This is a genomic window from Achromobacter sp. AONIH1, from assembly GCF_002902905.1.
Classification (GTDB): Bacteria; Pseudomonadota; Gammaproteobacteria; order Burkholderiales; family Burkholderiaceae_B; genus Achromobacter.
The window spans coordinates 1,441,661-1,459,472 of record NZ_CP026124.1 but is presented as its reverse complement, the minus strand read 5'-3'; the positions used below and the strand labels follow the sequence as shown (position 1 = coordinate 1,459,472).

Here is a 17,812-nt window from a genome sequence, read left to right as displayed (position 1 = left end):
TCTCCAGCGGGCCCGGTCCCGGACAGCCTACGGCCGTTCGGCCCGGGCCGCTTCCAGCGCCGCCACGCGCCGGTACAGCGTGCTGCGGTGCACGCCCAGCACACGCGCCGCACGGCTGACATTGCCGCCATGCGCGGCCAGCGCCTCGCGGATGGCCGCGTCTGCCAAGGCCTGCAGGCTGGGCGGCGACGCCTCCTCGGGCTGGCGCGGCGCATGCCGCGCCGCATCAACGCCCCCGCGCTGGATCTCCTCCGGCAACATCGACAAGCCCGCCACGCCCGACGGGCCGGCCAGCACGCGCAACGTGCGCAGCACCGAGACCAGCTGCCGGTAATTGCCCGGCCAGGCGTAGCTGGCCAACGCCCGCTCGACCACGGGCGGCAACGCCGTCGCCGCGCCCTGCGCGTTCCAGAGCGTGCGCAGCAGCTCGCGCAGGTCCGTCCGCTCGCGCAGCGGCCCCAGCGTCACCGTGTATTCGGCGATGCGGAAATACAGGTCCGGCCGCACCGGCGCATCCGCGCCCTCGTGCGCCAGCGGGCGATGCGTGGCGCACAGCAGCGCGAAATCCACCGGCACCGGCCGCGCCCCGCCCAGCGGCGATACCTCGCGCTCCTGCAGCACGCGCAACAGGCGCGACTGCAAGGCCAGCGGCATGTCGCCGATCTCGTCCAGGAACAGCACGCCCCCATGCGCCTGCCGCAGCAGCCCCTTGCTGCCCTGGCGGCGCGCGCCGGTGAAGGCCCCGTCTTCATAGCCGAAGAGTTCGGATTCGATCAGGCTTTCAGGCAGCGCCGCGCAGTTCACCGCCACGAACGGCCCGGCGGCGCGCCGGCTGCGCGCATGCATCTGGCGCGCGAACACTTCCTTGCCCGCGCCGGTTTCGCCCTGCAGCAGAATGGATACGCCGGCATCCATCAGGTGCACAGATCGACCCAGCGCGTCCAGCGCCGCCGCGTCCAGGCTGACGGCGGCTGGCGCGGGCGCGACGGCGCGGGGCTGACTGCGTTCAGGCGCCGGCACGACGCGCGGCGCGGGCGACGGCGGCAGGCTCAGCCGCGCGTGATAGACGGCGCCGTTGCGCGCCTGCACCCGGCCCGTGGCATCGGGCGCGTGCGTCAGCGCGTCTTCGAACAGGTCTTCATGGCGATACACGCCCAGCGCCGTGGCCGAGAGTTCCAGCGCCCGCAGCGCCAGCCGGTTGGCCCCGACCAGCAGGTCGCCCCGGAAGGCCAGCAGCGCCTCGCCCGGCGCCCCCAGCCCGGCCGGATCGGCATGCAGGCGCAGCACGGTGTCGCGCTCGTGCGCCTGCGCGAACAGGCGATGTTCGATCTGGTCCACGGCGGCACGCACCAGGGCCAGCGCATCGGGCCGGATGCCGCCCGCCTGGCTGGACAGGTCCAGCACGCCCAGGATCCGTCCCTGGCTGTCGCACACCGGCACCGCCGCGCAGGTCAGGATGCGGTTGGGCTCGAAATAGTGCTCGGCCCCGTGCACGACGATGGAACGGCCCTCGACCAGCGCCGTGCCGATGGCATTGGTGCCAGCCGCGGCCTCGTCCCAGGGAGAGCCGGGCATCAGGGCGATGCGCGATGCGCGCTGGGCGAAATCCAGGTCGCCGCCGCAATCCAGCACCAGGCCGCGCGAATCGGACAGGATCACCAGGCCGCCCTGCCCGTGCGCACGCTTGCGCAGCTCGGCCATGACAGGATCGGACATGCGGCGCAGCGCCTCGTTGCGCTCGCGGGCCTCGCGCAGCTCGGCCTGGGTCAGCGGTTCGGCGGGGCGCAGGCCGCGCATGTCGAAACCCAGGTCGGCGCAGCGCCGCCACGAACGCAGGATCGGCTCGGCGACCATGCCGCCGGGCACCGCGCCCTGCTGATTGAACAGCAGGCGCGCTTGCGTCAGCGACTGCCGACGGGTCTGGATGGCCATGCATGTCTCCTTGAGCGGCGTTCTGCGACACCTGTTGCGCGACGTTGTCGCAAAACGCGACAGCGCCGGGACGGACTTGCGCCGTCCGCGCCTGCGGGAGGCGCGCGCAAGCCTACTTTCGCACGCGGTCCGCGCGCTTGTCCAGCCGCGTCCCCGGTTGGCACGCGGATTGCTTGAGAGCATGCAGGCAGGCTGCCGCCGCCATTCCCGCTGCATCAACCCGCTGCATAAAAACACTTACGGAGACTAGCAATGGACATCGCGACCCGCGTCACCCCCGACACCTATGGCACGCGCATCGACATCAAGCCGCAGTACGACAATTTCATCGACGGACGCTGGCAGAAGCCGGCTGACGGCGAATACTTCGACAACCTCACCCCGGTCACCGGCCAGCTGCTGACGCGCAACGCCCGCTCCAAGGAGCGCGACATCGAGATGGCGCTGGACGCCGCGCACCGCGCCGCGCCCAAGTGGGCCACCACCGCGCCGGCCGAGCGCGCGCGCATGCTGCTGCGCATCGCCGACGCGATGGAAGCCAACCTGGAGCGCCTGGCCACGGCCGAGACCTGGGACAACGGCAAGCCCATCCGCGAGGCCCGCGCCGCCGACATCCCGCTGGCGATCGACCATTTCCGCTACTTCGCCTCGGCCATCCGCAGCCAGGAGGGAGGGCTGTCCGAGATCGATCACGACACGGTGGCCTATCACTTCAACGAGCCGCTGGGCGTGGTCGGGCAGATCATCCCGTGGAACTTCCCCATCCTGATGGCCGCGTGGAAGCTCGCCCCGGCGCTGGCCGCCGGCAACTGCGTGGTGCTCAAGCCGGCCGAGCAGACGCCGCTGGGCATCATGCTGCTGGCCGAGCTGGTCGCCGACATCCTGCCGCCGGGCGTGCTCAATGTCGTCACCGGCTTCGGCCTGGAAGCGGGCAAGCCGCTGGCCTCCAGCAAGCGCATCGCCAAGATCGCCTTCACCGGCGAGACCACCACCGGCCGCCTCATCATGCAGTACGCGTCGCAGAACATCATCCCGGTGACGCTGGAACTGGGCGGCAAGTCGCCCAACATCTTCTTCGACAACGTCGCCGCCGAGGACGACGACTTCTTCGACAAGGCCGTCGAAGGCTTCGTGATGTTCGCGCTCAACCAGGGCGAGGTCTGCACCTGCCCCAGCCGAGCGCTGATCCAGGAATCAATCTACGAGAAGTTCATGGAGCGCGCGCTCAAGCGCGTGGCGGCGATCAAGCAGGGCAATCCGCTGGACGCCGACACCATGCTGGGCGCGCAGGCGTCGAGCGAGCAGCTGGAAAAAATCCTGTCCTACCTGGACATCGGCAAGCAGGAAGGCGCGCAGGTGCTGGCCGGCGGCGCGCGCGCGCAGCTGGCGGGCGCGCTGGAGCACGGCTACTTCGTGCAGCCCACGGTGTTCAAGGGCCACAACAAGATGCGCATCTTCCAGGAAGAGATCTTCGGCCCGGTGGTGGCCGTGACCACCTTCAAGGACGCCGAGGACGCGCTCAGCCAGGCCAACGACACGCTCTACGGACTGGGCGCGGGCGTCTGGTCGCGCGACGTCAACACCTGCTACCGCATGGGCCGCGGCATCAAGGCCGGCCGCGTCTGGACCAACTGCTACCACGCCTATCCGGCGCACGCGGCGTTCGGCGGCTACAAGCAATCCGGCATCGGGCGCGAGAACCACAAGATGATGCTCAACCACTACCAGCAGACCAAGAACCTGCTGGTGAGCTACTCGCCAAAGAAGCTGGGCTTCTTCTGATCCGGCGACAGCGGCGGCGGCGTCGCGGCCGCCGCCCGCCCGGTCCAAGGCAAGCGCCGCGGACCGGGTCCGCAACGCGCGACCGGAGACACGCCATGCCCGAAGCCACGCCGCGCGTGGTCGCCACCGACGCGGCCCGCGACCTGATCGCCACGCTGCGGGCCAAGCACGGCCCGCTGATGTTTCACCAGTCCGGCGGCTGCTGCGATGGCAGCTCGCCCATGTGCTACGCGCTGGGCGAATTCATGGTGGGCGGCGCCGACGTGCTGCTGGGCGACCTGGAAGGCTGCCCGTTCTACATGGGCGAGGACCAGTTCGCCTACTGGGAGCACACCCAGCTCATCATCGACGCCGTGCCCGGCCGCGGCGGCGCCTTCTCGCTGGACAGCGCCGAGGGCCGGCGCTTCCTGCTGCGCTCGCGGCTGTACTCGGACGAGGAATGGGCGAACGTGGCGCCGGTGGGCCGAGGCTGAGAACCGGTTCCGCGACCGCTCAAGGCCAAAGGTGGCCGCGCGCAGCCGTGAAACAGGGAGTCGGGCCCATCAGCTGCCGCCCCGCCCCTGCTTGCCCGGCGGCACGGCATCGGCGGACCCGGACTGCTTCCACTGGAACGCGACGCGACGGATGCGCGCGGCGCGGAATTGGGTGAACGAACGGCCGCCCGGCATGGGCGCGCCGCGCAAGGGACTGCTGGAGTTCTTCATTGCTAGGCTGAAGGGGTGGGAAAAAGCGGTGGGCGCGGCCTTGTTCAAGCGCGTGGCGCGGCCATCAAGCGGTTGAACGGCCTCAGGCCGACGCGGCGACGCGGGCCGTGGCGCGGGCGGCAGCAGGGCCCTGCTGCGCCCACTCCAGCGCATCCTCGAGCCGGTCGTTGCCCCAGAACATCTCGTCGCCGACGAAGAAGGTGGGCGCGCCGAACAGGCCCAGATTGCGGGCGCGGTCGACCTGGCGGCGCAACGATTCCTTGACCGCCTCGGTCTTGGCGCGCGCGATCAGCGCGTCCGCGTCCAGCGCCAGGTCGCGCAGCAGGTCATGGACCACATCCTCGGCCTGGATGTCCAGGTCGTGCTGGAAATTGGCGCGGAACACGGCCAGGCAGAAATCGCGCCCCCAGGATTCATCCTGTCCCATCAGCGCGATGCGCGCCGGCAGCACGCTCATGCGCGGGAACAGGCGCGGACGGCGGTAGATCACGCCGTACTTGTCGGCCAGGCGCACGATGTCACGCATCATGTAGGCGCCCTTGCCCGGAAACAGCCGGAACGGCGTGTCGTTCCAGCCCTGGGCCTGGAAGATCGGGCCGAGCAGGAAGGGCCGCAGCTCCACGCGCACCCCGGCCTCGCGCGCCAGGTCCTCGATGCGCTCGATCGCCAGGTAGCTGTACGGGCTGGCGAAATCGAACCACATCTGCATGCGCGGCATATCGGGCTGGGGAACATTCATCACGGGGCTCCGGCGACCTGAATTAGCGCGACCTGCGCATCCGGCAGGCCGCTGAGGACGACATCGCGATCGCTGCCCACGGTGATGGCCTCTCCCGCATGCAGCACGCTGTCGTCGGGTTGGCGGTATTCGGACACCCAAAGCGTGCCGACGTGGCACACGATGCGCAGGCCCGAAGCGCGTCTGAGCAGCATAGTCGAACGCCCGGCCAAACGGAATGACATTCCCGCAGTGCAACATAACTGGATCATGACGCCCCCTTGCCGCGGCAACGGCTATCGCGGCGGGCACCCTCGCATGAAATACAACGGAACCCATCGTCTGAGTCATATTGGACGCTTCAGGCGTTATAGTGCTCAAGCGATATTTCGGCCCCTTACGCATGAGTTTCAGGAATGTCATACCCACTGGCCAAACTGCCCCCGCTTGATCTGGTCCGAGGCTTCGTGGCCGTGGGGCGGCGCATGAGCATCACGCTGGCCGCCGAGGACCTGCATGTGACCCAGTCCGCCGTCAGCCGCCAGATTCGGGCGCTGGAGGCGCACCTGGGCGTGCCGCTGCTGGTGCGCGGCTTTCGCAGCGTGTCCTTCACGTCGGAAGGCGCCCGGCTGTTCCGCATGGCCGATATCTGGCTGGCCCAGCTCGGCGACCTGACCGAGCAGCTGCGCGCGCCCGAGCGCCGCACCCCGGTCACCGTCACCACCACCATCGGCGTGGCCTCGCTGTGGCTGCTGCCGCGCCTGGGCGACTTCCAGGCGGCGCACCCGGACATCGATGTGCGCGTGGCGGCCGACAACCGGGTCATCGACATCGACCGCGAAAGCGTGGACATCGCCATCCGCTACAGTCTGCGCGACACCGTGCCCGACGGCGCCGCCTGGATGTTCGACGAATCGGTGGTGCCGGTGGCGCACCCCACGCTGGACGTGCGCGGCCTGGACGCGCGCGAACTGCAGCGCCACGTGCTGCTGGAATTCGACGACCCGAGCCGGCCCTGGCTGCAATGGTCCGAATGGCTCAGCGCGCGCGGCCTGTCGCGCGTGCGGCCCAAGGGCATGCTGCGCTTCAACCAGTACGACCAGATCGTGCACGCGGCCCTGGCCGGCCACGGCATCGCGCTGGGCCGCCTGGCGCTGATCGCGCCCATGCTGGCCGATCGCCGGCTGGCGGCCGTGGGCGGACAACCGGCCAGCGCCACCGAACACGCCTACTGGCTGGTCCGCAACGCCCGCCGCAGCACGCCCGACGCCGACGTGGTGACGCGCTGGCTGACGGAGCAGGCGGCGGCCACGGCGCGCGGATTGGGGGACTGATTACCCTGGCGGCCCATGAGGACAAATTTATACAGAACTTTATAAAGACCGGCCGCGACTTCGCTAGAATGCCGTCGGCCTGCAGCGAAACGCCTCCGCAATGATGCAAACAACCTATCGGACGCGCCCTGCCCCGCACGCCCCCGCGCGACGCTGACGTCGCGCTTTTCCCAGAAGCAGTCCGCAGCATCCCGCGCCGCCCGGCCCAGCCGTTGGCGGGCAGGCTCTTTTTTACCTATTGGCGCAGATGAAGCTTTCCCGTCCGGTTTTTTCCTGGCAAGGCTGGTTCCAGAACTTCCAGCAGTCTTTCCTGCTCCTGCTGGCCCCCTGGCTGGTCAGCGTGCTGGCGCAGTTCGCCGGCCGCGCCTACCTGCTGGCCAAGCACGCGCCGCCGTCGCTGTACATAGCCTCATCGGCAGACGTCGGCCGCTCGCTGACCATCGGCCTGCTGTTCGACATCAAGGTCGCCGCCATCGCCTTTTCGGCGCCGCTGCTGGCCGGCCTGGCGATCGCCGCCTTCCCCCGGCTGCAGCGCGGCTGGCTGCGCTGGCAGTCCGCGCTGGGCGCGGTGATGGCGATGCTGTTCACCGCCGCCACGGTGATCAGCGTTTTCTACTACGCCACCTTTGCCCGTTCGATCGACGTCTTCGTGTTCGGCCTGATCGACGAAGACACCTCGGCCGTCCTGGGCACCGTGTGGCAGGGCTATCCCGTGCTGCGCGCCGGCCTGCTGTTGTCGGCCGTGCTGGCGGCCACATGGTGGCTGACCGCGAAATGGCGCGCGCGGCTGGAGCGGGCCTTGCCAAAACCGCGCTCGGCCCTCGCCTGCGCGCTGCGGCTGCTGCTGATCATCGGCATCACGGTGCTGGCCTGCCGTGGCTCGATCAGCAAGTTCCCCTTGAACAAGGACGACACCAATCTGTCCGCGGTCGCGCTGCTCAACGACATCGCGCCCAACGGCATCTCGGCCTTTTCCTGGGCCCTGGCCGACCGCGACAACGACAAGCGCTTTGCACCGGTGACGCAGCGCGAAGGACAGCTGCTGAACCAGCGCTTCCTGGGCCGCCCTGGCGACGGCCTGGAACCCTTCATGGCCGTCACGGCATTGAACCCCGCCGCGCGCGAGCGCCCGCCGCACGTCGTGCTGCAGGTCATGGAAAGCATGGGCCATCACCTCAGCTCGCTCGACGCCCCCGGGCGCGACCTGCTGGGCGCGCTGCGGCCGCATTGGGAATCCGACTGGCGCTTCGACCGCTTCGTCTCCGAAGGCAACGGCACCATCGATTCGCTGGCCCGGCTGCTGGTGCGCAGCCCCATGAAGGCCATCGGCCAGTCGTCGGCGGCATCGGCCAAATTCGCCGGCAATGCCTTCGCGCCGTACCTGCAGCGCGGCTACCGGGTGCTGTTCGTCACCTCGGGCACGGCCACCTGGCGCAACCTGGGCCCCTTCGTGCGCCAGCAGGGCGCGCACGAGTTCATCGACCAGCAGACGCTGCGCCAGCGCTATCCCGAGGCGCAGATCGGCACCTGGGGCGTGCCCGACGAATACATGTTCCGCTACATGGAGGAACGGCTGGCCGAGGCCGACCGCGCCGGCCAGCCCCTGTTCATCATGGCGCTGTCGACCACCCATCACCCCCCCTTCACGCCGCCGCCCGGCGCCGGCGGGCGCGACCTGGCGCTGGACGAAGCGACGCGGGCCAAGCATTTCCATGACTGGACCGGGATCGACGACGTGCTGGGCACGCTGCGCTACGCCAACGACCAGCTGGGCGGCTTCATCACGCGCGTGAAGGCCTCGTCCGCCGGCGCCCGCACCATCATCGCGGCCACCGGCGACCACAACATCCTGGGCGTGGACTACCAGGACCCGAACGACGCGGCGCTGGCCCGCGCGGTGCCGTTCTATGTGTACGCCCCGCCGGCCTACCGCGCCAATGCCGTCTATGACCGCGAGCGGATCGGCAGCCACAAGGACATCATGCCGACGCTCTATCAGCTGAGCCTCTCGCAGGCCCCGTACTTTCAATCCGGCTGCGACCTGCTGGCGCGGCATCCGGACAGCGGCTGGTGCTTCGGTTTCAACGCGCCCTATCTGATGCTCACGCAGGCCGGCGCCTACCAACCCCAGCGCCCCAGCCGGATCCGGCCCTGGGCCGGCCCGTCGGGCCTGGCCCTGGCGGCCGAGCGCGACGCCACGGCCGAGGAATGGGCGGAGCACGTCAGATTGAACGCCTATCCGGCGCTGATGGAGTGGCAGATCAACCTGCAGGTGCAGGAACAGGGCCACCTGCGCAAATAAGGCGGGATCGGGCCGCGCGCCGGCGCGGCCCGCGCGGGACTCAGCCGACCCGCACCTCGGGCGCGCCCGCGCCCATCTCGCCAACCACGGCCGCCTGGTCGAAGCCCTGGCTGCGGAACAGGTCCAGCACCGCCTGGGCCGCTTCCGGCGCGCAAGCCACCAGCAGACCGCCCGAGGTCTGCGGATCGGTCAACAGCGCGCGTTCCACAGCCGTCACGTCATCCGCCAGCTTCACGGAAGCGCCATAGGACGCCCAGTTGCGGCCCGACGCGCCGGTGATCACGCCATCGGCCGCGTAGGCCTGCACGCCCGGCAGCCAGGGCAGCGCAGCGCGCCGCAGATGAGCGGTCAGGCCCGCGCCGCGCGCCATTTCCAGCGCGTGGCCGAGCAGGCCGAACCCGGTCACGTCGGTGATGGCGTGCACACCCTCCATCGCCGCCAACGCGGCGCCGGGCCGGTTGAGCCGCGTGGTTGTGTCGATCATGACGCGGTAGCCGGCCTCGTCCAGCCGGTTTTTCTTCAGCGCGGCGGACAGGATGCCCACGCCCAGCGCCTTGCCCAGGATCAGCACGTCGCCGGCGCGCGCATCGGCATTGCGCTTGACGCGGCCGGGATGCACCAGCCCCATTGCCGCCAGACCATAGATGGGCTCGACCGAATCGATGCTGTGGCCGCCGGCCACCGGAATGCCCGCCTCGGCGCAGACCGATTCGCCGCCGCGCAGGATGTCGGCGATGACGCTGTGCGGCAGCACGTTGATCGGCATGCCGACGATGGCCAGCGCCATGATGGGCGTGCCGCCCATGGCATAGACGTCCGAGAGCGCGTTGGTCGCGGCGATGCGGCCGAAGTCGTAGGGATCGTCGACGATGGGCATGAAGAAATCGGTGGTGGCGATCAGCGCCTGCTCGTCGTTGAGCTTGTAGACCGCGGCATCGTCCGCGGTCTCGGTGCCCACCATCAGGTTCGGGTAGCTGGCCGCCGGACCGAAACGGGCCAGCAGCTCGGACAGCACGCCCGGCGCGATCTTGCAGCCACAGCCGCCGCCATGCGACAGCGAGGTCAGGCGCGGCACGGCCGGGGCCGCTGCATTCTGGTTCATAGGGTTCTCCATATGTAGACCGAAAAAGGATAGCACCGCGCCCATGATGGGCCTATCATGGCCAGGCAGCAGGCAGCAAGGGACGGCCGCCCGCCAGGGCGCACCGACAGCCACACTTCACCGTGCGTGAGGGCTATATGGACCGCCGCGACTTTCTCCGTATCACCGGCGCCTCGGGCGCCCTGTGCGCCGCCGGCGCGACGCTCGCCGGCTCCGCGCTGGCGCAGGAGCGCACCGCCACCGTCTCCGCCGACTGGCGCGCCTTCGAGCTGACCGCCGACATCAGCATCGAAGATCCCGGGGCCCAGGCCCGCCTCTGGATTCCCATGCCCGACAGCGCCGACACCGACTACCAGCGCGGCGCGCAGACCGTCTGGCGCATCGAGGGCGGCGGCACCGCCAGCCTGGCGCAGGCCCCCGGCTATGGCGTGCGCATGCTGGCCGCGCAATGGCCTGAAAACCCGGACATACGCAGGATCACGGTCATCAGCCGCTTCCAGACGCGCAACCGCCGCGTCGACCTGGACCAGCCCGCGCCCGCCAACTTCCGGCCCGAAAGCGCGGCGACGCTGCGTGAATACCTCAAGCCCACCGATCTGCTGCCCACCGACGGCATCGTCAAGGCCACCGCCGACCGCATCACGCGCGGCCACAGCGGCGATCTGGCGCGGGCGCGCGCGATCTACGAATGGGTGGTCGAGAACACCTGCCGCACGGCCTCCACCCGAGGCTGCGGCGTGGGCGACGTGCGCTACATGCTCACGGCCAATGACCTGAACGGCAAGTGCGCCGACATCAATGCGCTGTTCGTGGCGCTGGCGCGCGCCGCAGGCATCCCCGCGCGCGACGCCTACGGGCTGCGCGTGGCCGATTCGCAACTGGGCTACAGAAGCCTGGGCAAGGCCGGCGACGTCACCCGCGCCCAGCACTGCCGCGCCGAGTTCTACGCCGCCAGCCACGGCTGGGTGCCGGTCGACCCGGCCGACGTGCGCAAGGTGATGCTGGAAGAGCCGCCGGGCGAATTGCCGATCAACAATCCGCAGGTGCGCGCGGCGCGCGTGATGCTGTTCGGCGCCTGGGAGATGAACTGGGTGGCCTTCAACCACGGCCACGACGTGGCCTTGCCCGGCTCCGGCCTCGGCCCGGTTCCTTTCCTGATGTATCCCAATGGCGAGACAGCCGCCGGGCGCATGGACAGCCTGGACCCCGACAGCTTCCGCTACCGCCTGACGGCGCGCCAGCTCCCGGCCTGACGGCCACGGACCGTCCGCCTTGTTCAGCCGCCGCCACTTCCTGCAATCGGGCCTCGCGCTGGCCGCGCTGCCGCTGGCGGCGCGCGCCGCCTCGGACGACGCGCTCAAGTCCGCCACCGGCCCGGACTGGGCGGCCTGGACCTCGCCCACGCCGCCGCTGATCCTGCCCGACCTGTCCGGCCGCGAACACAAGCTTTCGGCCTGGCGCGGCAGTGTCGTGATGCTGAGCTTCTGGGCCACCTGGTGCGATCCCTGCCGCGACGAAATCCCGCTGATGTCGGCGATGGCGCGGCGGCACCGCGAGGAAGGTCTGCGGCTGGTCGCGGTGAACGTGGGCGAGTCGCTGGCGAAGGTCAGCACCTTTCTCGCCAAATGGCCGGTCGCCGGCACGGTGCTGCACGACCGCAACAGCGCGGCGGCCAAGGCATGGAATGCGGTGGGTCTGCCGGCCAACTACCTGATCGACCGAGGCGGCGCGGCGCGCCAATGGCATCTGGGCGAACTGGACTGGAAGGCCGACCGCGTCAGCGGCGTCGTCACGCGCATGCTGCGGGCCTGAAGCGCCGCGCGCGGCATCGGGCGCAAGAGGGATGGCGGAAGGCAGCAGGAGTCGAACCTACCTGGGAACGTCTGACGCCCCCAACCGGGTTTGAAGCCCGGCCGTGCCGCCGGGCACGGATGCCTTCCGCGAAGGCCCGCCTATGATACCGGCTCTGCCGCCGCTTGCCCAAGCGCGTAGGCGCTTTCGCCGCGTAGCACGTGATTGTCGCGCACGCGCCGCGTGTAGCCGACGCGATCGAAGAACTCCAGGATCTGGATCGCGCGCTTGCGCCCCAGGCCGGTCGCGTCGCGGAACGCCGCGGCGTTGAGCCCGGCGGGCGCGGCCGCCAGTCCGCGCGCCAGCGTCGCCAGCTCGCGCACGCGGTCACGGTGATAGAACAGATCCTTCACCACCTGCGCCACCTCGCCACGCCGCAGCAGTTTGCGCAATAGCAGCCGCACGCGCTCTTCCGGCTCGCCGCGCAGGCGCGCCAGGTCGCGCACCCAGGGCGGATCGTAGCGGCCCTCGGCCAGCAACGGCAGCAGCGCGCCGGCCAGCGCGGTTTCATCATCGGACAACGTCGCGGCATGTCCCGGCAGATGCAGCCAGGGCCCGTTGCGCGCGATCCGTCCTTGCGCTTGCAGATCGTCCAGCAGCACCTGCCACAAGGCGTCCGGCATGGCCGGCAGCGCCATGCGGCGCAGCCGCGCGCCGTCCGGGCCGGGCTCGTCGGGCGCGGCCTGATGGAAGGCCGCCAGCGCCTGCTCGGCCTTGGCGCGCAGCGCGTCCCACTGCGCGGCCAGGATCAGCGTGCGGGGCGCCTGCGGCGTGCGGCCGGCCAGCCATCGCGCCCCGGCAGGCGCCGCCAGCGCGCGCGCGTCGCGGCCGGTCAGGCGCTGCAAGGCGGCTTCGTCCAGGCCCAGCGTCGCCTGTTCCAGCAGCGGCGCGAGATCCGCGCCGTCCAGCATCGCCGCCAGCGCGCGCAGCCATTGCAGCCGCGCCGGCGCGCGCCGCTTGCGGTCCGGCGCATTCGGATCGAGCACGCGGCCGCCGCCCACCGTGCGCGTGGCCTGCGCGTTGCGCACGATGTAGCGGTCGCCGGGCATGGCGCAGACCGGCGCGTCGAACACCAGCTGCGCCCAGCCGGACTGGCCCGGCGCCAGCGTTTCCGCCGACAGCGGCACGGCATGCGCCAGATGGCGGGCCGCGCCGATATGCACATGCAGCGGCGTCCAGGCGCGCACCGTGCCGGCCGCGCCGGCGGCATCGGCCTCACCACCCGGCAGCAGCGTCAGTTCCACATCCACATGGCGCGAGGGCAGGAAGCAACGCGCGTCCGCCACCCAGTCGCCGCGCGCGATCGCATTCTTGTCGATGCCGGCCAGGTTGAGCGCGCAGCGTTGTCCGGCCGCGCCGGTTTCGCTGGGCCGGTTCTGCGCGTGGATGCCGCGCACCCGCAGCCGTTCGCCGGCCGGCATCAACCGCAGGTCGGCGCTTTCGTCGCCCGCTCGCGCCAGGCCGGCGTGCGCCGTGCCGGTCACCACCGTGCCGTGGCCCGCCAGCGTGAAAACGCGGTCCACGGCCAGCCGGAACAGGCCGTCGTCGCGGCGCTGGCCCAGCGCCTGGGCCGCCTCGTGCAGATGACGCCGCAGCCGTTCCGTGCCGGCGTCGCTAGCCTGCGCGGCGCACAGTTCGAACACCGGCGCGCCGTCCAGGAAGGTGCCCGCCGTCAATGCGGCGATGCCGTCGCGCGCCGCCGCCAGCTGCGCCGCGTCGGCGCGGTCGGCCTTGGTCAGCGCCACCGCGCCGCGCGCCACGCCCAGCAGCGACAGGATGGCCAGATGCTCGCGCGTCTGCGGCATGACGCCGTCATCGGCCGCCACGACCAGCAGGCCGAAGTCGATGCCGCTGGCGCCGGCGGCCATGGTGTGCACCAGCTTCTCGTGGCCGGGCACGTCGATGAAGCCCAGCACGTCGCCATTGTCCAGCGGCGTGTAGGCATAGCCCAGCTCGATGGAAATGCCGCGCGCCTTTTCTTCCTTGAGGCGGTCGGTGTCCACGCCCGTCAGGGCGCGCACCAGCGTGGTCTTGCCGTGGTCGATATGGCCCGCGGTGCCGACGATCACAGGATGGGCTCCGCCAGCTGCGCGGCGAAGGCGACCTCGTCGCGCGCTTCCAGGCAGCGCAGGTCCAGCCACAGCGCATCGTCGGCGATGCGGCCGATCACCGGCACCGGCAGGCCGCGCAGCGCGGCTTCCAGCCTGTCCAGGTGCCGCCCCGGCCGGCCCGGGCCGCGATGGCGCGCCGCCAGCCCGTAGCTGGGCAGCTGGTTCACCGGCAAAGCGCCGCTGCCGATCTGGCTGTACATGGGCACGGCCTCGACCTCGAAAGCGGAACCGGCCGCGTGCGCCAGCGCGCCGCGCAGCCGTTCGGCCAGCGCCTGGATCTCGCGCTGCGGCCGCGTCAGCAGGCGCAGCGTGGTCAGGCGGTCGGCCAGGAACTCCGGCGCGCGGTACAGGGCCAGCACCGGCTCCAGCGCGGCCAGCGTCAGCTTGCCCACGCGCAGCGCGCGCTTGAGCGGGTTCTTCTTGATCTTGCGGATCAGGTCGGCGCGGCCCACCAGCAGGCCGGCCTGCGGGCCGCCCAGCAGCTTGTCGCCGCTGAAGGTGACCAGGTCGGCGCCGGCGGCGATGGTCTCGCGCACCGTATCTTCTTTCGGCAGGCCGAACTGGGCCAGGTCCACCAGCGTGCCGCTGCCCAGGTCCACCGTGGCCGGCAGGCCGCGCGCATGCGCCAGGGCGGCCACCTCGGCCACGCTCACGCTCTTGGTGAAGCCGGTGACGGCGTAGTTGCTGCAATGCACCTTCATCAGCATCGCGGTGCGCGGGCCGATGGCGTTCTCGTAGTCGGCGGCGTGGGTGCGGTTGGTGGTGCCCACCTCGATCAGCTTGGCGCCGGCGCGCTTCATGATGTCGGGGATGCGGAAGGCGCCGCCGATCTCGACCAGCTCGCCGCGCGACACCACCACTTCGCGCCGGTCCGCCAGCGCGTTGAGCATCAGCAGCACGGCGGCGGCATTGTTGTTGACCACGGTAGCCGCCTCGGCTCCCGTCAGCTCGCGCAGCAGGCCCTCGACCAGATCGTCGCGGTCGCCGCGCCCGCCCGTGTCCAGGTCGAACTCCAGGTTGGCCGGCGAGGTCAGCGCGCGCAGCACCGAGGCCACGGCCTCGTCGGGCAGCAGCGCGCGGCCCAGGTTGGTGTGCAGCACGGTGCCGGTCAGGTTGTGCACGGCGCGCAGGCGCGGCGCCGTGGCGCGGGCCAGCGCGGCGTCCACGCGGCCCGCCACGGCCGCCGCGTCCAGCTCGGCGCGCGTCAGGCCGCCCTGCAGCGCGCGCTGGCGCAGCGCGTCCAGATCCTGGCGCAGCGCCGCCACCACCTGGGTGCGGCCGTGGGCGTCCAGCGCCGGCCGCAGCGCGTCGGCGTTCAACAGCCGGTCGAGCGAAGGAATGTCGGAAACGGCGGCGGCCTGGGCGGCGCCAGCGGACGACGGGACGGCGCTCATTCTTCCTCCGTGCCGTTCCACAGCAAGGGATTGCCGCTGGCGCGGGCGTAGCCGGCCTCGCCGACCAGCACGTCCAGCATCAGGCTGGCCAGGTCGTCGGCCACCGGCTCGACGTGCAGATCCTTGTCCTGGTAGAAGATCTTGCGATAACTGTGGCAGTGGTCGCAGGTCTCCGCCTTGATGGCCTCGGAGCGGCCTTCGATGGCCTGATAGGCCACCGATTCCACGTCCTCGCAGTGCGAGCACTTCACGCGCACCATGTGCCACTGGGTCGAGCACAGGCTGCAGCACAGGTAGCGGTAGCCCTCGAACTGGCCGCCCACGCGCACGATGCTGGCCACCGGCAGGCTGGCGCAGACCGGACAGACGCCGAAGGGGCTGGTCACCGGCAGCTGCTTCTCATCGAAACGGCTGGCCAGGCTGGTCCAGTAGACCTGCAGGGCCGCCATAACGAAGGGCGCGGCGGCGCCGTCGACGCCGTGGTCCTGCTCGGCCAGCACGGCTTCGGCCAGGTCCTCCAGCGCCTCGGGGTCCTCGTCCACGGCGCGGCGCAGCGCGGCGCAGACCTCGGCGGCCTCGGCGGGCGTGCCGGGCGTCCTGGCGACCTCGTCGACCAGCCGCGCCAGGATGGCCCGCCACAGCGGGTCGCGCGGCCAGCCCACCGCCTGCAGCGGCGGCATGCCATGGGCCTGGGCCAGCGATATGCGGTCCTCGTCGGCGCCGGGCGGCTGGCAGTCCTGCAGGGCGCGGTGCTGGGCGTCGACCAGGTCGGCCATCAGCCGCAGGTAGTCGCCCACCGGGCTTTCGGCCGCCAGATGACGCAGGCGCGCGGCGCGCGTGGCGAACACGCTGGCGCGCTCGGGCAGCTGGATGCGGGGAATGCGGTTGTGGTCTAGCGCTTCGATCTCGCCGCGCGGAAGAATTCGCTGCAATTGCGTCTCCAAGAAAACGAACACGGCTGCCCGCCCCGCGTGGGGGACGGGCAGCCGTGCGACCGGTCCGGTCGGGGAAGGCGACGGGCTACTTGCCCGCGGGCTTCCTGAGCTGCTCGCGGAACCAGGCGCGATGATGCTTCCACGCCCAGCCTGCCGTCACATGGCCCCGCAGCATCGCCGTCAAGGAACCCTTGACCCAGATCGCCGCGTAAATATGCACAATGATCGCGCAAATCAGCACCAGCGCACAAACGGCATGCAGCACCGAGGCGGCGCGGATGGCCCAGATCGGGAAGTAGAACGCGAAGTATTCGCGCCAGATCACGATGCCGCTGACGAACAGGCCCAGCATGCACAGGATCAGCACGTAGAACAGCAGCTTCTGGCCGGCGTTGTACTTGCCGACCTCGGGCAGCTTTTCCTCGCGGTTGTCGATCACGTCGTCCAGCTGGCTCAGCCACTGGCGGTCGGCCTTCGTCATGATGTTGTTGCGCCACATGTGGCCTGCGAAGACCACGAAGCAGAAGAACATCACCAGCCCGATGAACGGATGCAGGATGCGGGTCCAGGGACCGCCGCCGAACAGGTTCGAGAGCCAGAAGAAGGCTGGATGGAACAGCGCCAGGCCGGACAGCGCCAGCAGGATGAAGGTCAGCGCGATGGCCCAGTGGTTGGTGCGTTCACCGGGCGAGTAGCGCTTGATCAGGCGGTTGCCGCGGTGGTCGCGGGATTGGCTGTCACTCATGGCGAGCCTCCTCTTCGGCCTTGCGTTCGTCTTCCTCGTGCACCTCGTTGCGGCCGACGCGGGCGTAGTGGAAGAAGCCCGCCAGCGCGGTCAGCGCCATCGCCGCCACGCCCAAAGGCTTGGCGATGCCCTTCCACAACGACACCATCGGGCTGATGTGCGGATCCTTCGGCAGCCCGTGGTACAGCCCCGGCTGGTCGGCGTGGTGCAGCACGTACATGACGTGGGTGCCGCCCACGCCCTGCGGGTCGTACAGCCCGGCCTGCTCGAAGCCGCGCGACTTCAGGTCCTCGATGCGCTCGGCCGCGTGCTGCTTCATGTCCTCCTTGGTGCCGAACACGATGGCGCCGGTGGGACAGGACTTCACGCAGGCCGGCTCCTGGCCGACCGCGACGCGGTCGGAGCACAGGGTGCACTTGTAGGCCTTGTTGTCCTTCTTCGAGATGCGCGGCACGTTGAACGGACAGCCGGTGATGCAGTAGCCGCAACCGATGCAGTTCTCTTCGTGGAAGTCCACGATGCCGTTGTTGTACTGGATGATCGCGCCCGGCGAAGGACAGGCCTTCAGGCAGCCGGGATCCTCGCAGTGCATGCAGCCGTCCTTGCGGATCAGCCATTCCAGGTCGCCCTGCGTGTTCTCGTATTCGGAGAAGCGCATGACGGTCCAGGAATGCTCGGTCAGGTCGGCCGGGTTGTCATAGACGCCCACGTTGGTGCCGACCTCGTCGCGCAGGTCGTTCCATTCCATGCACGCGGCCTGGCAGGCCTTGCAGCCGATGCACTTGGAAACGTCGATCAGCTTGGCGACCGAGCCGACGGACGGCTCGCGGACGCCGGGCGGCGGGGTGGTGGTGGCGGAGCGCCGCTTGATGTCCAGGGATTGCATAGCCATGTCGGTCTCC

Annotated in this window: 16 protein-coding genes and 1 tRNA gene; 6 read left to right on the top strand and 11 right to left on the bottom strand. The window is 70.4% G+C overall.

Features of this window, described 5'->3' with window-relative positions:
- Positions 1-27: 27 nt before the first annotated feature.
- On the bottom strand, positions 28-1,932 hold the full coding sequence (locus C2U31_RS06725) for a sigma-54-dependent Fis family transcriptional regulator (protein ID WP_103272136.1): 1,905 nt from the start codon (positions 1,930-1,932) through the stop codon (positions 28-30).
- Between the two features lie 252 nt (positions 1,933-2,184).
- Between C2U31_RS06725 and adh the strand changes: the two genes are divergently transcribed.
- Positions 2,185-3,714: an aldehyde dehydrogenase gene (gene adh, locus C2U31_RS06720; RefSeq protein ID WP_103272135.1), complete on the top strand. Its 1,530-nt coding sequence runs from the start codon at positions 2,185-2,187 to the stop codon at positions 3,712-3,714.
- A 95-nt stretch (positions 3,715-3,809) separates the two neighbouring features.
- Complete coding sequence (locus C2U31_RS06715; RefSeq protein WP_103272134.1) at positions 3,810-4,187, top strand: DUF779 domain-containing protein; 378 nt, start codon at positions 3,810-3,812, stop codon at positions 4,185-4,187.
- Positions 4,188-4,256: 69 nt separating this feature from the next.
- On the opposite strand, the gene C2U31_RS30745 is transcribed toward C2U31_RS06715, so the two are convergent.
- From C2U31_RS30745 to C2U31_RS06705, 3 genes are all read right to left on the bottom strand, one after another.
- The gene (locus C2U31_RS30745) at positions 4,257-4,418 is read right to left on the bottom strand and encodes a hypothetical protein (RefSeq protein ID WP_199770965.1); all 162 of its coding nucleotides are present in this window, start codon (positions 4,416-4,418) and stop codon (positions 4,257-4,259) included.
- An 82-nt stretch (positions 4,419-4,500) separates the two neighbouring features.
- Positions 4,501-5,157 carry a 2-hydroxychromene-2-carboxylate isomerase gene (locus tag C2U31_RS06710; RefSeq protein ID WP_103272133.1) on the bottom strand — a complete coding sequence of 219 codons (657 nt, stop codon included), beginning with the start codon at positions 5,155-5,157 and terminating at the stop codon, positions 4,501-4,503.
- Complete coding sequence (locus C2U31_RS06705) at positions 5,157-5,351, bottom strand: DUF2917 domain-containing protein (protein WP_233772681.1); 195 nt, start codon at positions 5,349-5,351, stop codon at positions 5,157-5,159. Before C2U31_RS06705 ends, C2U31_RS06710 begins: the two co-directional genes overlap by 1 nt.
- 201 nt (positions 5,352-5,552) lie before the next feature.
- Between C2U31_RS06705 and C2U31_RS06700 the strand changes: the two genes are divergently transcribed.
- Together C2U31_RS06700 and C2U31_RS06695 are read left to right on the top strand one after the other, a co-directional pair.
- Positions 5,553-6,470 carry a LysR substrate-binding domain-containing protein gene (locus tag C2U31_RS06700; protein ID WP_103272131.1) on the top strand — a complete coding sequence of 306 codons (918 nt, stop codon included), beginning with the start codon at positions 5,553-5,555 and terminating at the stop codon, positions 6,468-6,470.
- 247 nt (positions 6,471-6,717) lie between these two features.
- On the top strand, positions 6,718-8,772 hold the full coding sequence (locus C2U31_RS06695) for an LTA synthase family protein (RefSeq protein ID WP_103272130.1): 2,055 nt from the start codon (positions 6,718-6,720) through the stop codon (positions 8,770-8,772).
- A 40-nt stretch (positions 8,773-8,812) separates the two neighbouring features.
- Here the strand turns inward: C2U31_RS06695 and selD are convergent, their stop codons facing one another.
- Positions 8,813-9,874: a selenide, water dikinase SelD gene (selD, locus tag C2U31_RS06690; protein ID WP_103272129.1), complete on the bottom strand. Its 1,062-nt coding sequence runs from the start codon at positions 9,872-9,874 to the stop codon at positions 8,813-8,815.
- 137 nt (positions 9,875-10,011) lie between these two features.
- Between selD and C2U31_RS06685 the strand changes: the two genes are divergently transcribed.
- Together C2U31_RS06685 and C2U31_RS06680 are read left to right on the top strand one after the other, a co-directional pair.
- A complete protein-coding gene (locus tag C2U31_RS06685) occupies positions 10,012-11,127 on the top strand; it encodes a transglutaminase-like domain-containing protein (RefSeq protein ID WP_103272128.1) in 1,116 nt (371 codons plus the stop codon).
- A gap of 19 nt (positions 11,128-11,146) precedes the next feature.
- On the top strand, positions 11,147-11,686 hold the full coding sequence (locus C2U31_RS06680; protein ID WP_103272127.1) for a TlpA disulfide reductase family protein: 540 nt from the start codon (positions 11,147-11,149) through the stop codon (positions 11,684-11,686).
- A gap of 32 nt (positions 11,687-11,718) precedes the next feature.
- On the opposite strand, the gene C2U31_RS06675 is transcribed toward C2U31_RS06680, so the two are convergent.
- The 6 genes from C2U31_RS06675 to fdxH form a co-directional block, all read right to left on the bottom strand.
- Positions 11,719-11,814, bottom strand: a tRNA-Sec gene (locus C2U31_RS06675).
- Between the two features lie 12 nt (positions 11,815-11,826).
- The gene (gene selB, locus C2U31_RS06670; protein WP_103272126.1) at positions 11,827-13,794 is read right to left on the bottom strand and encodes a selenocysteine-specific translation elongation factor; all 1,968 of its coding nucleotides are present in this window, start codon (positions 13,792-13,794) and stop codon (positions 11,827-11,829) included.
- A complete protein-coding gene (selA, locus tag C2U31_RS06665; RefSeq protein ID WP_103272125.1) occupies positions 13,791-15,230 on the bottom strand; it encodes an L-seryl-tRNA(Sec) selenium transferase in 1,440 nt (479 codons plus the stop codon). The genes selB and selA overlap by 4 nt, the downstream gene beginning before the upstream one ends.
- Entirely contained in the window at positions 15,227-16,162 is a 936-nt protein-coding gene (gene fdhE / locus C2U31_RS06660) for a formate dehydrogenase accessory protein FdhE (protein ID WP_103272124.1), read from the bottom strand. Before fdhE ends, selA begins: the two co-directional genes overlap by 4 nt.
- Positions 16,163-16,250: 88 nt before the next feature.
- Positions 16,251-16,910, bottom strand: a complete 660-nt coding sequence (locus tag C2U31_RS06655; protein WP_103272123.1) for a formate dehydrogenase subunit gamma — start codon at positions 16,908-16,910, stop codon at positions 16,251-16,253.
- Complete coding sequence (gene fdxH, locus C2U31_RS06650) at positions 16,903-17,802, bottom strand: formate dehydrogenase subunit beta (protein WP_103272122.1); 900 nt, start codon at positions 17,800-17,802, stop codon at positions 16,903-16,905. The genes C2U31_RS06655 and fdxH overlap by 8 nt, the downstream gene beginning before the upstream one ends.
- Between the last annotated feature and the right edge of the window lie 10 nt (positions 17,803-17,812).